A 2,835-nucleotide genomic window follows, 5' to 3' on the forward strand; every position below is an offset into this window, starting at 1 on the left:
AGTGGATTCATATAAAATAATTGCAAACAACATATTGACTTTATTGCGTTTTTTTGTATAATGTGACTCTGTAAACCTGAGAGGTTCCTAAAACACGCGCTTTATCATAAACCTCAGCATTGCCATAAATTCGAGTTTTATCAAGAAATTTGCCATAAATAGTGTCATAAATTTTTGCATTTCCATACACTTTAGCATGTCCAAAAATATCACCATAAATCAATGCGTTCTCATAGACTTGCGCATTGCCATAAACCTCAGCTCTAATATGCACGCTAGCATTGCCATAGACCCTTGCATTTTCATAAATTTTTGCAGATCCAGTAATTTTTGCATTATCCGAAACATGGGCATTATCGTAAATACGAGCATCACCATAAACCATGGCATTGCCACCGACCCAACAATCACCATTATGAGCTAAATTTGCAACCTTATGTATAAAGCCGCCTAAATCACCAGCTTTTATATTAGCAAAATCCCTTAAAGCCCGAATGCGATAAAGAGTATAATCACCAACCTCTATTGTCTCTCCTGTAAATTCGTATTTTTTTGCAGGCTCTTGTTGATTAGCAAGCGCGGTTTCATTTGAAATATTAGAGATAACGGGGGTGTTTTTTACTGTATTTTTCATAATTAAAACCTTGTCGTAATTAAATTTTCTATTAACAGCCTATAGAGGGCATCGGGTGCTAGAAAACACGGCGACAAGTCCGCTGCTTACACTTTTCTCATAAAGAGTATTGTATGGTGTAAACACACCCGACAAAATCCTCATATACTAACAAAAGTATAAAAGATAGCCAATTTTTAAAAGCGTTGGAAAGATTGTTTCGTAATCTATCCGCTTGTCGTTTCAAAGTGTTTTCTAATCACTTGAATATTCATATAATAAAATACGTATTTATTGTCAAACAATATTTTATCTTTTTTGATATTTTTTTGTATTTTTTTAAATACGTTGTGTATTGATAATATCTTATGCCTATTAATTGCTTCTTTTATATTTATATGCTTTTAAAGCTATATTATTGGCTTTCTTAAATGATTGCGTTATTTTCTGAATCTATACATTTATAATATTTAGAAACGCTCTCATGATGCGTATTTTAAACTTTATAACCTATCAATTTTGTCACTAAATGAATTTTAAATTTTTTGTGAATTTTGTTTATAACATATTTGCAACTTAACAGCTTTTTATAGAGATGGTCTTTATAACCAATGCATTCATTTGCATTATGATTATAAAACCTTGCTGTTTTTATGCATTCTCTATAGCTGTTATATGCTTTATAGCCACCGCATCATTTTTCATTTTCATAAGAGAAACGATAAATAGGATAATTACGATTTATAGACTGTTATGAAAACATCTCAATAGAAACTGATAATTATAGAGATGAGCAAAATCTCTTTTAATAGACCGTGTCAGTGTTGTCAGTTCCTTTTAAGACCCTCTATTATTTTTTTTTATGAGTAAAAATTAAAAACATTATATTTCAATAGTTTAATATCTTTAAAACATAACCCATATCAAGAGTACAATCTTGAAAGATAACCAATGATGTGAATTGATTAAAACCTGTCAGTTATGTGTCAGTAAATTGAACTGACAAAAGTGATCATTTGAGTGAGTCATTAAAACGTGTCTTATGAAAAGCATAGGAAAGTAAAAACTGATTACGTTATCAAAATCCCTTTTATGAATTTTATCAGTTCTTTTGAATGATAACCTTATGATTTAGAGAATGATTACAACGTGCTTTATAAAAAGCATGTGATCCTTTAAAGCCTTTCAAAAGATGGTTTATAACTCATAAGAAATGCTATCAAGATCATTATAGTTATGAGTTTTGAAGGGGTTTTGAGTTTTGAGGGTTGCCCCTTTTAGATAAAAAAACGATAAAAAGTAAAAACGTTATTTTTCAATAGGTTAAGATTTTACAGATCTTAAAAAAACAACTCATATTGATAACACAACCTATAAATTCAACTAATAATATACGTTTTGAAGGGGTTTTGACGGTTTTTACACCTTCAAAACCTATAAGTAAAATGAATATACATAACTCTCTTTAAACAAAGCTTTTGAAAACAATAAAGCACTCATTTTAGATTACGGTATAATCTTTTAAAGGCAATGTAAAAAAATTTAATTCATTTTAAGAGTGGGTTTCTTAAAAGTCTTAAAGCAATCCAAATAAGAGTATTTAAAAGTGCAAATGATTTCTTTTTAGAATAACGCATATAAACACTCTTTTTAAAGATTGTATGTAATCAACTTAACAAGAGAGGTATAGATTATGGTTATAAGCTCTATACCCCTTGTAAGGTTATCACTCTCATTATGTGAGCATGCTTTATAAGTTATTCGGTTTCTCTTATTTCTAATTTTGGTAGGTTCTTAACAATTTTCATTGTTTCTAAACTTACGGTAATAACCCTCTGCAATAACTCTAGAGGGTAGGCAGGGTTGCCAATGGTTTCAACAGCATAGTGATTAGCATCATTAACAATACCACTCTTTTTATCTGTCTTAACGCATTGACGCCCCATAACCGATTCAAGAGAGATATCTGTCATGATGATATTGCTATTATAAATAACAGTTGATTTATTCTTTTCCTTACTATCCTTAATTTTTGCGAATTTCATTTCAGTTACATAATAGAATTTTTCGGGATTAGAGATTTCTGTCTGTTTTGGATTACCCTTTTTAAAGGTGACAGGATAAGGTTCTACAGTTTCATAGTTTACGTGCAAATGACCGAGTTCACGCCCTGCTGTCACAAATTTCCAAAAATCATCAGCCGTTTTTACGCAAGGGATACG

Annotated in this window: 2 protein-coding genes; both read right to left on the minus strand. The window is 30.5% G+C overall.

From position 1 onward, the window contains the following. Positions 1–40: 40 nt before the first annotated feature. Positions 41–634 carry a hypothetical protein gene (locus ACFIL8_RS08875; protein WP_375689491.1) on the minus strand — a complete coding sequence of 198 codons (594 nt, stop codon included), beginning with the start codon at positions 632–634 and terminating at the stop codon, positions 41–43. A 1,736-nt stretch (positions 635–2,370) separates the two neighbouring features. Beyond that, positions 2,371–2,835 (minus strand): type ISP restriction/modification enzyme (locus tag ACFIL8_RS08880; protein WP_375635031.1); only part of this gene is annotated, 465 nt, incomplete at its 5' end.

Source organism: Bartonella sp. AP57NXGY (genome assembly GCF_042195805.1).
Classification (GTDB): Bacteria; Pseudomonadota; Alphaproteobacteria; order Rhizobiales; family Rhizobiaceae; genus Bartonella.

Excerpts from the sequence above, each read along its gene's own strand:
- ACFIL8_RS08875 (WP_375689491.1), bottom strand. The coding sequence starts at position 634 with ATGAAAAATACAGTAAAAAACACCCCCGTTATCTCTAATATTTCAAAT.